General features: G+C 66.7%; 17 protein-coding genes. 1 reads left to right on the forward strand and 16 read right to left on the reverse strand.

Annotated elements, in window-relative coordinates:
* The 4 genes from BVE01S_RS07475 to gyrA are packed head-to-tail and all read right to left on the reverse strand — an operon-like array spanning position 1 to position 5068.
* Complete coding sequence (locus BVE01S_RS07475) at positions 1 to 864, reverse strand: peptidylprolyl isomerase (protein WP_066626150.1); 864 nt, start codon at positions 862 to 864, stop codon at positions 1 to 3.
* Positions 865 to 877: 13 nt separating this feature from the next.
* Positions 878 to 1363, reverse strand: a complete 486-nt coding sequence (gene coaD / locus BVE01S_RS07480; RefSeq protein ID WP_017504115.1) for a pantetheine-phosphate adenylyltransferase — start codon at positions 1361 to 1363, stop codon at positions 878 to 880.
* 53 nt (positions 1364 to 1416) lie between these two features.
* Complete coding sequence (locus tag BVE01S_RS07485) at positions 1417 to 2256, reverse strand: aminotransferase class IV (protein ID WP_066626151.1); 840 nt, start codon at positions 2254 to 2256, stop codon at positions 1417 to 1419.
* Positions 2257 to 2290: 34 nt separating this feature from the next.
* Positions 2291 to 5068 (reverse strand): DNA gyrase subunit A, encoded by a 2778-nt coding sequence (gene gyrA / locus BVE01S_RS07490; protein WP_084375338.1) that lies wholly within the window; start codon positions 5066 to 5068, stop codon positions 2291 to 2293.
* A 122-nt stretch (positions 5069 to 5190) separates the two neighbouring features.
* Between gyrA and BVE01S_RS07495 the strand changes: the two genes are divergently transcribed.
* Entirely contained in the window at positions 5191 to 5766 is a 576-nt protein-coding gene (locus tag BVE01S_RS07495) for a superoxide dismutase family protein (protein WP_066626152.1), read from the forward strand.
* A 39-nt stretch (positions 5767 to 5805) separates the two neighbouring features.
* On the opposite strand, the gene BVE01S_RS07500 is transcribed toward BVE01S_RS07495, so the two are convergent.
* From BVE01S_RS07500 to BVE01S_RS16765, 12 genes are all read right to left on the reverse strand, one after another.
* Positions 5806 to 6339, reverse strand: coding sequence for a DUF1003 domain-containing protein (locus BVE01S_RS07500; protein WP_066550836.1), 534 nt, complete (start codon positions 6337 to 6339; stop codon positions 5806 to 5808).
* Positions 6340 to 6368: 29 nt separating this feature from the next.
* Positions 6369 to 7307 (reverse strand): DMT family transporter, encoded by a 939-nt coding sequence (locus tag BVE01S_RS07505; RefSeq protein WP_066626153.1) that lies wholly within the window; start codon positions 7305 to 7307, stop codon positions 6369 to 6371.
* Between the two features lie 63 nt (positions 7308 to 7370).
* Positions 7371 to 7841 carry a DUF2269 family protein gene (locus BVE01S_RS07510; RefSeq protein ID WP_066626154.1) on the reverse strand — a complete coding sequence of 157 codons (471 nt, stop codon included), beginning with the start codon at positions 7839 to 7841 and terminating at the stop codon, positions 7371 to 7373.
* Positions 7838 to 9139, reverse strand: coding sequence for an SDR family oxidoreductase (locus BVE01S_RS07515; RefSeq protein WP_066626155.1), 1302 nt, complete (start codon positions 9137 to 9139; stop codon positions 7838 to 7840). The genes BVE01S_RS07510 and BVE01S_RS07515 overlap by 4 nt, the downstream gene beginning before the upstream one ends.
* A complete protein-coding gene (locus tag BVE01S_RS07520) occupies positions 9136 to 9591 on the reverse strand; it encodes a thiol-disulfide oxidoreductase DCC family protein (RefSeq protein ID WP_066626158.1) in 456 nt (151 codons plus the stop codon). Before BVE01S_RS07520 ends, BVE01S_RS07515 begins: the two co-directional genes overlap by 4 nt.
* A 10-nt stretch (positions 9592 to 9601) precedes the next feature.
* The gene (ssb, locus tag BVE01S_RS07525; protein WP_066626160.1) at positions 9602 to 10099 is read right to left on the reverse strand and encodes a single-stranded DNA-binding protein; all 498 of its coding nucleotides are present in this window, start codon (positions 10097 to 10099) and stop codon (positions 9602 to 9604) included.
* A gap of 168 nt (positions 10100 to 10267) precedes the next feature.
* The gene (locus BVE01S_RS07530) at positions 10268 to 10693 is read right to left on the reverse strand and encodes a hypothetical protein (RefSeq protein ID WP_066626166.1); all 426 of its coding nucleotides are present in this window, start codon (positions 10691 to 10693) and stop codon (positions 10268 to 10270) included.
* Positions 10693 to 11364 carry a hypothetical protein gene (locus BVE01S_RS07535; RefSeq protein ID WP_066626168.1) on the reverse strand — a complete coding sequence of 224 codons (672 nt, stop codon included), beginning with the start codon at positions 11362 to 11364 and terminating at the stop codon, positions 10693 to 10695. Before BVE01S_RS07535 ends, BVE01S_RS07530 begins: the two co-directional genes overlap by 1 nt.
* 81 nt (positions 11365 to 11445) lie before the next feature.
* The gene (locus BVE01S_RS07540) at positions 11446 to 14154 is read right to left on the reverse strand and encodes a glycoside hydrolase family protein (protein ID WP_066626170.1); all 2709 of its coding nucleotides are present in this window, start codon (positions 14152 to 14154) and stop codon (positions 11446 to 11448) included.
* A gap of 60 nt (positions 14155 to 14214) precedes the next feature.
* Complete coding sequence (locus BVE01S_RS07545; RefSeq protein WP_066626172.1) at positions 14215 to 15039, reverse strand: flagellin; 825 nt, start codon at positions 15037 to 15039, stop codon at positions 14215 to 14217.
* A 135-nt stretch (positions 15040 to 15174) separates the two neighbouring features.
* The gene (locus BVE01S_RS07550) at positions 15175 to 15456 is read right to left on the reverse strand and encodes a FlaG family protein (RefSeq protein ID WP_200932932.1); all 282 of its coding nucleotides are present in this window, start codon (positions 15454 to 15456) and stop codon (positions 15175 to 15177) included.
* Between the two features lie 84 nt (positions 15457 to 15540).
* On the reverse strand, positions 15541 to 15654 hold a 114-nt coding region (locus BVE01S_RS16765; protein WP_280513212.1), incomplete at its 5' end, for a flagellin.

Here is a 15654-nt window from a genome sequence, read left to right on the forward strand (position 1 = left end):
TCAGCCGCCCGTCACTTCGGCGACCGGCTGGATGTCGCAGACGCTGAAGGCCGCGCCGCGCGCGGCGCGCGCCGTAGCGATCCGTTCGGCGAAGGCGGCGCTGCCGGCGTTCAGCACGCGCACCGTCGGACGCTCGCTTTCGGGCAAGGCCGAGGCCATGCGCACGCGGGTCATGGTGTCGGGATCGGTCACCTTGCCGTCCTCGGCGTCCGATCCCTTCTTCAGCTTGCCGACCACATCCAGGCCGGACACCACGCGTCCGAAGGCGGTGTAGATGCCATCCAGCTGTTCGCGCGCGCCCATCATCAGGAAGAACTGGCTGTTGGCGCTGTCGGGCGAACCCGAGCGGGCCATGCCCAGCACGCCGGGACAGAACAGGCCGTGGGCGTCGACCTTGAAGTCGGCGGTGACCATCATCTGGGCGTCGGGCTGGGTCTGGACCGGCAGATCGCCGACCAGGCCACGCACGCCCGCGCCCACGCTCGGCACGGCGACAAAGCCGGCGTCGCGACCGCGACGGAAGCTGAACTCGGCCTTCAGGTCCGGCAGCTCGCTGCCGCCCTCGCCCGTCCCCTTCGGATCGCCGGTTTGCGCCATGAAATCAGGGATGACGCGGTGGAACTTCAGACCGTCATAGAAGCCTTGATTGGCCAGGGTGCGGATGCGTTCCGCATGGTTGGGCGCGGCGACGGGGATCAGTTCGACCAGCACCCGGCCCTTGGAGGTATCGATAACAAGCAGGTTTTCCGGTGCAATGGCGCGCCAGTCGGACGCCGCCGGCGCCGTCTGCGCCACAGCCGGAGCCTGGGCCGCGCCAGCCGCGAGAAGAGCGGCGACGGTCGCTGCGATGATGGCCTTACGCATGGTCTTGTCTACCCTAACCGTTCTTGACCTTGGCCCGCACGCGCTCGGCGATGGCGGGGCTGACGAAACTGTCGATCGCGCCGTCCAGTCGGGCGATCTCCTTGACGAGCCTCGAGGCGATCGCCTGATGGCGCGGATCGGCCATCAGGAATACGGTCTCGATGTCCTGATTGAGGCGCTGGTTCATGGCCGTCATCTGGAACTCGTATTCAAAGTCGGCGACGGCGCGCAGCCCCCGGATGATGACGCTGGCGTCCAGCTCTTCGGCGAAATGCATCAGCAGGGTCGAGAACGGCTGGACCACGATGTCGCCGCCGAGGGGCGCCATCTCGGCCTTCAGCATCTCGACCCGTTCGGCGGTCGAGAACAGCGGCCCCTTGTCGTCGTTTTGGGCGACGCCGATGACCAGTCGGTCCACTAGCTTCAGCGCACGCTTGATGATGTCGGTATGCCCGTTCGTCACCGGGTCGAAGGTGCCCGGATAAAGTCCGATGCGCATGCGTGTCTCCCCGGCCTGTCGCGTGGCGTCAGCGTCGTTTAGCAGGTGCGAAATCAGCGGCCTAGCCGGCTGACGCCTTCGTCATCGTCATGATCCAAGATGGGCTGGGCTGCCTGGACGCTCCAAGCCGCTTCGACCTTGGCGAGCAGGGCCGGGTCATTGGCGAAGGCGACATCGTCGATGACGGTGATCGGACAGACGGGCGTGGCGCTGTTGCACAGGAAGGCGGCGTCAAAGGCGTTGATCGCGTCGAGACGGATCGGCCGCGTTTCACTGGTCAGCCCGACCTGGGGCAACCCGCGCTTTATCAAGGTCTGAGTCACGCCGGCCAGCATTGGGGCCTGGGGCCAGACGATCCGGTCGCCCTGGACAAAGCCAATGTTCCACAGCGTGCCTTCGGTGACCCGCCCTTCGCCATCGACAAACAGGGCGTCGTCAAACCCGGCGGCGCGCGCGGCGCGGCGGGCCCGAATCAGGCCGAAGGTGGCGAGATGCTTCAGATGCGGCGCCTCGCGCGCGTAGGGCATGGCGGTGATCCGCACCCGGTGCGCCAGCGGCGGGGGCGCAGGGGCGACGCTGGTCATCACCTTCGGTCGGCCGACGTAGGTCGGGTTACGATGGCCGATCTCGGGCGAGAACAGGCTGACGCGCAGCCAGCAGGCCTCACGACCGGCGACGGCCAGCGCCATCAGGCGCCGAAACTCCGCCTCGCCAGGGCTTTCGCCGAACAGTTCGACGGCGGCCTGCTTCAGACGGGCCAGGTGGAGATCGAGGCCGCGCGCGGCGCCGCTCTCGACAAGGAATGAGGTGTAGGCGCCGTAGTTGACCAAGGCCTGGTGCGCCAGGTCGTCAGGCGTGGCGGGAAGGCCGTCGATCAGAATCGCCGCGCTCAAACGACCCTCCCTTTGCCCGCTGGGAGAAGGCGGATCAGGCCTCGCCGCCGTCTTCTCCGCCGACCTCGGCGTCATCCGCGCCGCCGCTTTCCGGCAGGCGTTCGACCGAGACGACCTTTTCGTCCTTGCCGGTGCGGAAGATGGTGACGCCCTGGCTGGAGCGGCCGACGATGCGGACCTGATCGATGCGCGTGCGGATCATCTGACCGCCCGAGGTGACCAGCAGCAGGTCGTCGGTCTCCTCGACCGGGAAGGCCGCCGCCAGACGCGTGCCGGCGCGACCGCCCAGGCCGTGGGCCGTCAGACCCTGGCCGCCGCGACCCGTACGACGATACTCATAGGCCGAGGATCGCTTGCCGAAGCCGGTCTCGGTGACCGTCAGGATGAACTGTTCGGCGGCGCCCAGTTCGGCGATCCGCTCCACGGTCAGAGCCGCATCCGCGACATCGTCTTCGGCCTCGACCGGGGCTGCGGCATCCTCTTCCGCTTCCGCGCCGGCCAGGGCCTTGCGCATCGCGTTAGCGTGTTTGACGTAGGCGGCGCGTTCTTCCGGCGTCGCATCCACACGGCCCAGGATGGCCATGGAGATGACCTCGTCGCCATCCTGCAGCCGCACGCCCCGGACGCCGGTGGAGTCCCGGCCCTTGAACACGCGCACGTCGTCGGCCTTGAACCGGATCGCGCGGCCCAGCGCCGTGGTCAGCAGCACGTCGTCGTCGGCCGTGCACAGGCCGACGCCGACCATGCGGTCAGCGCCTTCCAGCTTCATGGCGATCTTGCCGGCGCGGTTGACCGTGGCGAAGTCCGACAGCTTGTTGCGCCGCACGTCGCCGCTCGAGGTGGCGAACATGATGTCGTAGTCGCCCCAGGTCGTCTCGTCCTCGGGCAGAGGCAGGACGTTCATGATGCTGTCGCCCGGCTCGATGGGCAGCAGATTGACGAAGGCCTTGCCCCGCGATTGCGGATTGCCCAGCGGCAGACGCCAGGTCTTCAGCTTGTAGGCCTTGCCGTTGGTGGCGAAGAACAGGACCGGGGTGTGGGTCGAGGCGCTGAACACGCCGGTGATGGCGTCCTCGTCCTTCATCGACATGCCGCTGCGGCCCTTGCCGCCGCGATGCTGGGTCCGATAGGCGTTCAGGGCCACACGCTTGACGTAGCCGCCGTGGGTGACGGTGACGACCATGTCCTCGCGCGGGATCAGGTCTTCATCCTCCATCTCCCCGTCGCCTTCCCCGATCAGGGTGCGACGCGGAACGGCGAACCGATCCTTCACGTCGATCAGGTCTTCGCGGATGATGGCCAGGACGTTCTTGCGGTCCGACAGGATGGTCAGGTGGCCCTGGATGGTGTCGGCCAGGCCGTGCGCCTCGCCGAAGATGTCGTCGCGGCCAAGACCGGTCAGACGCGACAGGGTCAGGGCCAGGATGGCGCGGGCCTGTTCATCGGTCAGTTTCAGGCTGTCGCCATTGATCACGACGCTGCGCGGATCGGCGATCAGTTCGACCAGGGCCATCATGTCGCCGACGGGCCAGGCCTTGGCCTGCAGACGCTCGCGCGCCTCGGTCGGATCGGCCGACGAGCGGATGATATGGATCACCTCGTCGATATTGGCGACGGCGACGGCCAGACCGACCAGGACGTGGCCGCGATCACGGGCCTTGTTCAGCTCGAACTTGACGCGGCGAACCACGACCTCCTCGCGGAAGTCGAGGAAGATCTGCAGCAGTTGGCGCAGGCCCATCTGCTCGGGCCGGCCGTGGTTCAGCGCCAGCATGTTGACGCCGAAAGAGCTCTGCATGGCGGTATAGCGCCACAGCTGGTTCAGAATCACGTCGCCGGACGCGTCGCGCTTCAGCTCGATGACGATCCGCATGCCTTGGCGGTCGGATTCGTCGCGAACGTCGGAAATACCTTCCAGCCGCTTCTCGCGCACCATTTCGGCAATGCGCTCGATCAGGGTCTGTTTGTTGACCTGATAGGGCAGTTCGGTGACGACGATGGCCTCGCGGTCCTTGCGGATCTCTTCCACCGAGGCGCGGCCGCGCACGACGACCGAGCCGCGACCGTCGCGCAGGGCGTTGCGCGGCGCCGTGCGGCCCATGATCTCGCCCCCGGTGGGGAAGTCCGGACCGGGCACGATGTCCAGCAGGGCGTCGTCGGAGACGTTCGGATCATCCAGCAGGGCCAGGGCCGCATCCACGACCTCGCCCAGATTGTGCGGCGGGATGTTGGTCGCCATGCCGACGGCGATGCCGCCCGCGCCGTTGACCAGCAGGTTCGGAATCCGACTCGGCAGAACGACCGGCTCCAGCTCCTTCTCGTCGTAGTTCGGCTGGAAGTCGACCGTGTCCTTGTCGATGTCGGCCATCAGGGCGACGGCGGCCGGGGCCATCCGGGCCTCGGTGTAACGCATCGAGGCGGGCATATCGCCGTCGACCGACCCGAAGTTGCCCTGGCCGTCGACCAGCATCAGCCCCATCGAGAACGGCTGCGCCATCCGCACCAGGGCCATATAGACCGAGGCGTCGCCGTGGGGGTGGAACCGGCCCAGCACGTCACCGACGACGCGGGCGCATTTCGAATAGCTGCGCTCGGGCGTCATGTTCAGGTCGTGCATCGAATACAGGATGCGACGGTGAACCGGTTTCAGCCCGTCCCGGGCGTCAGGAAGCGCGCGCGAGACGATCACGCTCATGGCGTAGTCGAGGTACGAACGCTTCAGTTCGTCCTCGATCGTGATCGTGGAAATGTCGGAGCCGCCGCCTCCCGGAACGATCGGAGATGCGGCGTTTTCGTAGCTGTCGTCGGTCAATGAAGCGTGGCTTTATGCGGCCGGAATCGGAACGTGATCCGCTGTGACGATTTCTAGCATTCCAGGGCCTCGGTGGCAAAGCGACGTCGCCGTGAAAGCCCGTCTCTGAAAGGACTTTCGACATGCGCGCCACCCGCCTCGCCGCCGCCCTTCTCCTCGCCTCCCCCTTGGCCCTGACAACCGCCTGCGCCGCGACCGGAAACGCGCCCCAGACGGCCGTCGAACGCGCACCCGTCGGCGCGACGGGACAGGCCGTTCTGATCAACGCCTCGGGCGCCAATATCGGCCGCGTCGACCTGCGTCAGGGGCCGACCGGCCTGTTGATGAAGATCGAGGCCTCGGGCCTGACGCCCGGCTGGCACGGCATCCACATCCATGCGACCGGCGAATGCGCCGCTCCCTTCACCTCGTCCGGCGCCCACATAAACCACGGCGAGCCCAAGGCTCCGCACGGCCTGCTGAACGCCGCCGGGCCGGACGACGGCGACCTGCCCAACGTCTGGGCCGGTGCGGACGGCAAGGTGAACGCCGAGCTGTTCACGACCCGCGCCCGGATCTCGTCCGAAGGCCCCGGCCAATGGCTTTGGGACGCCGACGGCTCGGCTATCATCATCCACGCCAACACCGACGACCATTCGACCCAGCCCATCGGCGGCGCCGGCGACCGGGTGGCCTGCGCGGCGCTCAGCGCAAGCTAAGTCTTTCTACGATACGGAAGATGGCCCGCCGGACAGCGTTCAGCGGGTCTCTTTTTGTGCGAGCAGACGGCGGATCAGTTCGGTCTGCTCCTCCTGCCGGGCGGTCAGGTGTTCGACCTTCTCCAGCAGGGCCATGATCTCGATCTCGGCCTTCAGATTGACCTGATAGTCATTGCCCGCGTCCAGCCGATCCTTTGACGCTTGGCGGTTCTGGCTCATCATGATGACCGGCGCCTGGATCGCCGCCAGCATCGACAGGACCAGGTTCAGGAAGATGAAGGGATAGGGGTCGAAGGCTTCCTTGCGCAGCAGCAGGTTCAGCCCGGTCCAGATCGCCAGAAAGACGCCGAACGCGATGATGAAGGGCCATGAACCGCCGAACGCCGCAACCCGATCGGCCAGCCGCTCGCCGAAGGTCTGACGGTCGTCGAAGGTCTCGTTGATGTCTTCGGACACAGGGCGACGATCGGCGGTGCTCTGAACGACGACGGCTTCGTTCGCCGCAAGATCGTGCTTCGCCTTGCCCAGCCAGCGGCGGGAGACGTGGTCGGCGTCGAGGGGGGCGTGGTGCATGACGGGCTCCTGATACAATCAGGAACAGATCAAGCCTTGGCGGCGCCGGCGCGCAAGCCCCGTTCGGCCAGGGCCACAAGGGCGACCCCGCCCATGGTGATGGCCGATCCCGTCAGAATCTGCGGCGTCAGGATGTCGCCCATGAAGCTCCAGCCGATGAACATCGACACCACCGGCGTGACCAGCAGATAGGGCGTCACCCGCCCCGCCTCGCGCCGCTGCACCAGCCAGAACAGCAGGGTGGTGGCCAGCACGGACGACACGACGCCCGCCCACAGCAACGAGGCCCAAACCATGGGCGTGGCGCGCTTCACCGCCTCCCACTGGCCATGCTCGAACACCGCCGAGCCGAAGGCCATGACGGGAAAGGCCCCCAGCGCCAGCAGACCCTGCATCTTCAGCGGCGGGATGGAGGTCGTGCGACGCGCGACCACCGTGGTCACGCCCCAGGCGGCGCCGGCCGCGATGGCGACCAGAATGGCCTTCCAGTCCTGCAGCGCATGGGCGTCCAGGGTCATCCACGCCACGCCGACGAAGGCCACGCCCATGCCGACCAAGGCCGCCTTGGACAGCCGCTCGCCCAGGATCAGAAAGGCGAACAGGGTGGTGAAGGGGATCCACAACTGGTTGGCAACGGTCACGGGGCTGACGTCCGTCGCCAGCCAGTAGGCCGTGTAGGCCAGGCCGTACTGAATCGGCCCGCCGATGATCACGATCAGCATCAGGCTCTTCCAGTCCGGGAACGGCGGCCGCACGAAGGCGATCAGACAGGCCGTGGCGATGCCGAACCGGATGGCGCCGACCAGCAGCGGCGACAACTCCTGCGTTGCCAGCTTGGCCCCGGCGTTGTTGACGCCCCACACCACGATGATCGCCACGATGGCGGCGATCTCCAGCCCTGTCAGGGCGTGAGGCCTCTTGGGCAGGGGCGCGGGCGCAGCCGCAACTTTGGAACGGACGTCGGTCATGACCGCCCTATGGCACGGCGCGGCTGCCGCGTCGGCTCACTTTGAATGACCTCAGGTTTCCGCTCAGAAATCCGGCTTGGCGACCATCAGCCAGTAGATGGCCAGGACTCCGGCGAAGGCGGGCCAGCCCAAGGCGAACCACCAGCGGAACAGCCGATGATAAGCGGACGGCAGGGCGGCGCCCTGCCCTGCCGCCTGCTCGGCCAGCTTCATCATCCGGTACTGAATCCACACGACCGGCAGCCAGCAGACACCGATCAGGACATAAAGCCCATAGGCGGCTAGCAGCCACGGACTGGTCAGGGACCAGCCCTGCAGATGGATCAGGCCCAGGCCGCTGATCGGCTGGATCACCACGGCGGTCGCGGTGAAGACGAAATCAGCCAGAACGACGATGCGGCCGACCTCGGCGACGGTCCTGGCGTCCTTGGTCGCGTGGGCGCGCAGCATGAAGAAGGCGATGCCTGCGCCTGTGCCGAACAGCACCGCGCCCGACAGGATGTGAACGATCTTGAGCAGCACATAGGCGGTCATCGACGCGCGTCCGTCGCCGCAACGAACAGGCAAAGGGCCATCATCGGCAGGACCTTGAGCCATGGCCCCAACGGATCGATCCAGAAGTGCGGCAGGCTGAGAGTGCCGGCGATCAGATAGCCGACGGTGGCTAGACACATGAAGATCGCCACCCGCGCCGTCCACGGCCGCACGAACAGCATCAGCCCCAGCACCACGTCCAGCAGCGCGCCCCACCATGCGATGGGGCCGGCCATACGGCCGTAACCGCCCTCATGCAGGATGGCGACCGCGCGGTCCCAACCCGGGCCGAAGCTGATCAGGCCGGTGATCAGCCAGAACAGGCCCAAGGTCACGATGGAGATCGGCCGCACGAACCAGAGGCGCGCATGCCAGACATCCTGAACGGAGGCTGGGGTCTCGGCGAGGAAGCGTGTGAACCCGCGTGTTGGCACATCAAGCGCCTGCGCCCAGCCGCTGTCGCGGCCGGACACGTCATGATCCATCTGTTTGATCGCCGTCGTGCGGATCGGCGAGGACCAGCCCAGCCGACCCAGAAGATCGCCGGTCGCCAGGGCGGGCGCGGCCAGGACACGCGGAACGCGGATCACCGGCGCCGGGCTCAACCCCATCCAACCGCGGTAAAGACGCATCGTCTCGACCATCGTCACCGGCTCCGGCCCCGGCATGTCCAGCGTCCGATGCGACGGCGCGGTGGGTTTCAACGCCGCGACGACGGCGGCGGACAGGTCGCCCAGCGGGATCGGGCGGAAAATCTGGTCGCCGCCCACGACCGGGCTGAACAGTGGAAACGCCGCTAGCGCCCGGATCAGGCCGGTGCCCCCGAAGGCCGCTCGATCCACCACCAGCGACGGCCGCAGGATCAGCCAATCCAGGCCGCTGGTCTCGATCATCCACTCGGTTTCGGCCTTTGTGCGGGCGTAGTCGGTGCCGGCCTCGTCGTCCGCGCCGACGGCGGAGATATGCACCAGCCGCCGCACGCCCGCCGCCTCGCACGCCGCGATCAAGGCGCGCGGGCCGTCGACATGGGCGGCGCGCGTGCTGTCGCCCGCGCCATTCTGAAGCACGCCGACGCAGTTCACCACCGCCTCCACGCCGATCAGCAGAGGCGCCCAGGCCTGGGGTGTCGTCAGCTTGGCGAAGTCGGCGACGACCCAGTCGAACGTCGGCGCGCGACGGGCAGGTTTGATGATGCGGCGCGTCCCGGCGCGAACGGACCAGCCAGCCGACGACAGGGCCGCCGCCACGTGCGAACCGATGAAGCCGTTGGCCCCCAGGACCAGCACGCGTCCACTCATCCCAGCACCCGGTCCGTCAGATCGACGCCTTCTGGCGGCATGGCGCACCAGGCCGAGCCGGGAAACCGGCGGCGGCGACGCGCGATAAAGTCATAGAGGGTGTCGCGGAGGATCCGCGGTACGATCCGCCCGACGACGGCCAGTCGATAGGGCGGCGGCAGCAGGGCGGCGATGCCAAGAACGCCGTCGGACCGCTCGCGCGCGACGCCGTCCTGGATCAGCAGCATCGTATAGGGATCGTCGGGATCGACGCCGTAGTGGACGAGAAGCGCCCGACCCAGAGGCGACTGCGTCGGCGCGAGCCTGATACTCCCTGCCCTGTCATGCTTCAGGATCTTGCGCGCCGAACCGGAGCACAGCGCGCAGTCGCCATCGAACAGAACCAGGGGCCGGTCGTCCCGAAAGGCCGGAACGGCGGGATCCTGACGATAGCTGTAAGGCCCCCGCCCCAACGGTCTGACCTCAGAACGGAATGTCGTCGTTCAGGTCGTAGCTTTCCTTGGGGCCGCTCGGCTTGTTGGCGCCGCCGGTGGAGAAGCCCGAGGAATAGTCGTCATCGCCGCGACCACCGCCGCTGCCGTAACCACCGCCCGACGAGCCGCCTTCCGAACGGCCGCCCAGCATGGTCAGCTCACCCTTGAAGCGGCTGACGACGATCTCGGTCGAGTACTTTTCGACGCCCTGCTGGTCGGTCCATTTGCGGGTCTGGAGCGCGCCCTCGATGTAGACGGTCGAGCCCTTCTTCACATAGTTTTCGACCACTTTGACGATGTTGTCGTTGAAGATGACGACCCGGTGCCACTCGGTCTTTTCCTTGCGCTCGCCCGAGGACTTGTCGCGCCAGGTTTCCGAGGTGGCGATGGACAGGTTGGCGATGCGGTCGCCGTTGGGCATGGAGCGGATCTCTGGGTCGCGACCCAGATTGCCGACCAGAATGACCTTGTTGACGCTGCCCGCCATGGAAACTTCCTTCTCGTGTGAGGCAGCGACGACTTCGCCCGCCCCGTCAATTCAGTCCGATGTCTGACCGGGGCGACGGATCATCGCCAGCCCTTTCGACAGCCAACCCGCTAAATCAGTGGATAAGCATTAACCGAATGTTCCACTTTCGTTCTGACCGCGCAAGCTCTACTTGGCGGCAGGGTCCTCGGCGATGGCGATCGGACGGCCCGTCTCGTCTCGCTGGATGGCGCCGGGGATGGCCAGACGACCGTCGCCTGTGCGGGCCATGGCGAAGAAGCGGCTGCCGGTCAGGCTCTTGCCGATCTTGACCCCTTCGCGGTCGACGAAAATGAAGCGGCCCTGATAAGCGCCGGCGATTTCCTGGTTCGAACCGCCCATGCGCAGGAAGCGAAGACGCATCTCCTCCAGCCGCGCAGCGCATTGTTCAAGTTGCGGCTGGTCGTCGGCGATTTTCTGCAAACGAGGCGGCGCATTGTCCGGCGTCGCCACGAAGTAGCAGGCGCCCTGAGCGAACTCATATTTGGGTTCATTGGAGCAGCCGCTCAGCAGGGCGGTTCCAGCGACGGCGGCGGCGAGAACGACAAGGCGCATCAATTCATCCCGGGAAACTGGCAGTTGCGATCCTGCTCGGCCAAGGTTCTGAAACGGGCGTTATCGCCCGACTGTTCCACCCGCCTCGGCACCAGGCGCAGGGTCATGTCCCCCCAGCGGCCGTATTGGGCGTCGCCCGGACCCACGCAGGTTCCGGCGTAGAGCGCCTGGACGCAGGCGTTCAGGCTCATGTTCGGCGACAGGGTGCGCCAGTCGGAGCCGGTGTGCCGCAGGCAGGGGCTGCCGCTGACCACGGGTGTCGGACGAGGTGTGGGTTTCGGTTCCAAAACCGCTGGCGGCGGGGTCTCGGCCATTTCGACCGCAGGCAGTTCGGGCGGCGGCGCGAAGGCCGCGGTCGGCGCGGCGGCCAGGGCGCCGGTCGCGTCCAGACCCACGTCCAGGGCGTCCGTCGCCAGACCGTTGCGCTGGGCGCAGACCGCCAGGGTCGCCATGCCGACGAACTGACCATCGACGAAGCAGCGCAGTTCCCGCGTCGGTTCCAGCGTGGGCGCCTCGGCCAGGTTGACCACAAGACCGCCCTTGGACGCCGGCGGCGCTTCCGTCGTCTTGTCGCCGCCGCCCGTAAAGATCAGGGCGAGCACGACGGCGATGACGATCGCCACGCCGGCGCCGACCAACAGGATGACGCGATTGTCTTTCGGAAGGGCCATGAACGGGCTTTCGCGGATGAGGAGGTCAATAACTCCGACCCGGCCTCGGGCGTCAACCGCCTTGACCGGTCCCGACCGCCATCAGGCCGTCAGGCGGCTCAGCGCAGCCTGATAGTTGGCCAGCTGCGTCTGCTGGTAGGCGGTCGAGGAGCCGTTGCCGGTCTGGGTGTTGGTTATGCCGCCGGTCGATGGCGCCAGGGCGCGGTAGGAGGACCGGACCGCCGTCATCGCCTGGGCCAGCGAATCGATGGCCGCCTTGATCGAGGCGGGATCGTTCAGGTTCAGCTTGTTCGACAGGTTCAGCCCATAGGTCTTGATCGCGTCCTTGTCCGGCTTTACCGGACCGACGAAGCCGGGCGTCAGACCCAGCGCGCCCAGGGCGTCCTTGCCGATCGCCCCAGCGGAGATGACGGCGCCGTCCTTGTTGGCCGCCGTCTTGATTTCCAGGCGCTGGACAATGGGTTTGGCCTTCAGATCGGTGATGACCTTGGCTTCCAACTGGCGGCCAGAGGCGGCGTTGATCTTCTTGGCCAGGCTTTCCAGCGTGTCCTTGGCGTCGATGGTCACGGTAACGGCGCGGCCGCCGGCTGCGGGGCTGATCGAAAACTGATCGCCGACGCGGGCCGAGGTGGCGACGGTCAACAGCTTGGAATCCGCCTGCATGATCTGGCCTTGAGGCAGGCCGAGGCGGTCGAGCACGCTGGCCCCGCCCGCTGCGATGCTCAGGCTGGTCGGCTTGGCCTGATCGCCGTCCGCACGCCAGGTTCGGTTCGATTGGACCTGGCCCGTGGCGAGATCGATCTGGGCCAGATAGCCGGACGTGGGGTCGTCCTTGCCGGCGCCTTCCGCCCGGTTCGTGCCAGTGATCCAGACCTTGCCGTCTTTGATGGCGACGTCGGCAGCGGTGTCCGCGCCCGCCCCGCCGAAATAGGTCAGTTGGTCGCTCGCCGAGGCCTGAAGGTCCGCCGACAAGGTGGCGATGAAGACATCGCTGCCGCCGGCATGGGCGTTGGTCACCGTAGAGATATCGAGGGCGGTATTTTCGGTATGGCCGATCACGACCACCCTGCCGTTCTCGACCGATATGCCGGCGATCGTGCCGCTGGCGTAGCCAAGGTCACGCGTCGAAGCCAGGCTCGGCACGCCGTCGGCGTCCAGGGTGAAGCGGCGCACGACCGCCTTCCCGTTCTCGACACCGGCCGTGTAGAGGTCGTTTCCTGACACCGTCATGGCCTGAACGGAATCGTCCCCGCTGGTGCCGAACTGCACGGTCGCGACGTTCACGCCCACGTCGGGGCCGTTGATGTTGATCGGCTTTTCCTGGAAGGCCTGAAGATAGGAATCCCAGCCGCCCAGGGCCGCATTGCCCGGCATGGCCGATTTCGAGCGACCGGCGACATAGACCATGCCATCGGCGCCGAAGCGAACCTCGGTCGCCTCATCGGCCGCCTTGGCCCCACGACGCTGAGTCCACAGTTCTTGGCCTGAACTGTCGAAGACCGAAACGAAACTGTCGGCCACGGACGCGTTGTCGCCGCTCTTGCCGGGTTCCAGCGCCCCGGTCACCGATCCGGCCAGGGCGACCCGGCCGTCATCGTCGATGGCGATGGAGAAGCCGTTGGCGCTGGAGGCGGCGCCGAGCAGCTTGGTCTGCATCAGATTGCCGGCGGAATCGTATTTCATCAGGGCGACATCGCGCGCACCCTTGATCGGCTGGCTGGCGTCGCCCGCCGTCAGTTCGGCGACGACCCAGACGGAGCCATCCGGGGCCACGGCGCTGGCCTTAACCGCAGCGACCCCGTCGGGCAGATCGGCGTGCCCCACCCTGCCCTCGACCCAGAACGGATCGTCGACGCCCTGCTGGGCGGCCGGCGCCGCGCCGCCGTCGGCCTGGAACTTCAGCAGTTGGCCGGCCGCGCCGGCCTTGCCGACCCCTTGCGTCACATAGACGGCGTCGGAGGTGTCGACGGCCTGGAAGCTGATGGCTTCGCCGGTCCCGCCATTGACCTTCAACGCCCACTGATCCGGTCCGGCCGGCAGGGTGATGGTCTTGGTCCCGCTCTTGACCGTCTTGGGCTCGGCGGGGATCAACTGAGCGCTGATGCGCGTCGCGACACCCGCGTCCTCCAGCTTGCCGTTCATATAAGCGGTGACATTGGCCAACGACCGATCGACCGCGCCCATTTCGGACAGGTCCATGGCGATCGCCTGCTCCCTGGCCGTCGTCTTGACGGTCACGGAGAACTTCACGTCGCCCTCGAACGCCTTGACCGAGACGGTGGGATCGCCGTCGTGGATGGGGGCGGTGACGAAACTGGTCGGCGCCCGTTCCAGCGCATAGGTGCTCTTGACGGAAGTCTGGGCCACGCCCTGCACCAGCCGCATGTCTTCGAAACTGGCGGTGCTCAGATAGGTCGACAGTTCGGCCAGGCCCTCGCCGAACCGTTTGGACACCAAGGCGGCTTCCGACGCGCTCAGCCCCTTCACGCCAGCACGGTCGGCCAAGGCGCCCAGCGTGTTCAGGCCCTGATACAGGGCGAACATCTTGCGATAGTCAGTAGAGGCGCCAGCCAAATCCAGGCTGACATTGCCTTCGTCGATCAGGCGACGGCCGCCCAGGGCCGCACGGACCAGGTCGCTGGCCTTCGCCGGTGTCGCCGTGGACGACCAGGGGGCCGTCGGTTGGGTCTTCTTGGTTTTGACGGCCGGGCTGGCGGTCGTGGTGGCGCCTGACGACGACGTCCCCGTCGTCGTTCCGAAAAGACCCAGCAGATAGCTGTTGTTGATCATTCAGACGGCTCCGACCCTATCGTGCGGCGGGCGTCGATAAGGAACCGTTAAGCTGTCCGATCAGCCCTTGAACAGCGACAGGATGACCTGCGGCGCCTGGTTGGCGATCGACAGGGCCTGAACGCCGAGTTGCTGCTGGACCTGCAGAGCCTGAAGGCGGGCGCTTTCCTTGGCCAGGTCCGCATCCACCAGATTGCCAATGCCGGCTTCCAGCGCGTCCGACAGCTTGCCGACATAGGTGGTGTGGCGCTCGATCTGCTTGGACTGGGCGCCCAGTTCGGCCAGACGCGCGCTGCTGGTGGTGATGGCGGCGTTGACGGCGGCCAGGGCCGTATTGGCGTTGGCCTGGCTGGTCAGGGTCGTGCCGGTCAGCGACAGGCCCGCGACGGTCAGGTTTTGGCGGTCCAGCGCGATGGTCTCGGCGCCGTCGGCGCTGGCCAGGAAGTTGAGCGTCGTCGTCGCCGAACCGTCCAGAATATTGGCGCCGTCGAAGATGGCGTTGTTCGCGAACGAGTCGATCGAGCTCAGCAGCGCCTGAAACTCATCATTGTAGGACGTGCGTGTGGCGGTGCTGGCGCTCGGGTCCGCGGCGGCGGTCGCCTTCTGCTTCAACTCGAGCAGGATGTCCGAGATCTGCTCGCCGGCCGCCAGCGACACGTCGGCGATGGACGTTGCGCGATTCAGGCTGGTGGTGACGGCTTCGAGCGATCCCCGGTCCGCGCGCTGACCTTGCGCCACCGCCCAGACCGCGGCGTTGTCGCGCGCACCCTGAACCTTCAGCCCCGTGTTCACCCGGCTCTGCGTCGCCGCCAACTGGTCGTTGGTGCGGTTCAGATTCTGCAGGGCGATCATCGCCGAGGTGTTGGTGTGGATGCTGGTGGTCATGGCTTCAAGCCCCCGGACGTTCTGTGGGCTACAGGATTAACCATGAGTCGTAATCACATGGTTAACGCGCCGGAAACCATGATTGCGCCGTCCGGCGAGCCGGCGGCGTTAGAGAGTTTGAGCCCTCGCCTGTCGTCAGACGGCGGTATCGACCAGACGGCCTCCGCGGTAGGTCGGGTCGCTGTTCAACTTCTCGACATCCTCGCGCGGCAACTGGCGGATCACCTCCCCCGTCACCCGGTCCAGGACCTTGTAGACGAAGCGGTTGTCACCCACGGCCTCGATGGTCAGTCGAAAGCGGCTGGCGTCGTGGTTGTCGTTCCTGGCCGCCGGCGCGGGCGTTGCAGGCTGAACGGCGATGGGACCAACGGGAGGGATCTGAGCTACGCTTACTGATCTTGCGACATTGTCTGTCATGGCTCCACGCACAGGTCGTCCTGCGCCCTCTAGAGAAACAAACGATCAGCCGGAGCGGTCGCGAAACCGCTCCGGCCGCGCGTCTTAGCGGAACAGGCCCAGCAGGATCGAGCTGCCCTGGTTGGCGATCGACAACGCCTGCACGCCCAGCTGTTGCTTGGTTTGCAGGGCGGTCAGCTTGGCGCTTTCCTTGGCCAG

This window comes from Brevundimonas vesicularis NBRC 12165 (assembly GCF_001592205.1).
Classification (GTDB): Bacteria; Pseudomonadota; Alphaproteobacteria; order Caulobacterales; family Caulobacteraceae; genus Brevundimonas; species Brevundimonas vesicularis.